The following is a 243-nucleotide window of genomic DNA, read 5'->3' on the forward strand; positions in this document are numbered from 1 at the left end:
GGAAATGGTGTTCGTACCAACAGCGCGCTTTCATGTTGTCGAAATCATAGCCAAATCCCCACAGGCCCACTTTTGCCTGCTTGAGACTGCTGGCATTGAAGAGTTTCACCACCAGCGCGGGAAGTTCCGTATTGTTTTCTGATTTACCCGTTTCGATAAGGCCTAACCAGTCGCGCAAGATTAAACCGCCCGGTTGTGGTTTGACCGAGTAAAACTCGCCACCCTCTTTAAGTGGTATACGGT

1 protein-coding gene is annotated in these 243 nt (G+C 49.8%); it reads right to left on the bottom strand.

The window, feature by feature from the left end; all coding sequences use genetic code 11:
- A partial coding sequence (gene casA / locus RTW80_RS30450; protein WP_312721959.1) for a type I-E CRISPR-associated protein Cse1/CasA occupies positions 1–243 on the bottom strand: 243 nt, incomplete at both ends.

Origin of the sequence: Escherichia sp. AM3, from assembly GCF_032029835.1 — a bacterium.
Lineage (GTDB): Bacteria > Pseudomonadota > Gammaproteobacteria > Enterobacterales > Enterobacteriaceae > Escherichia > Escherichia coli.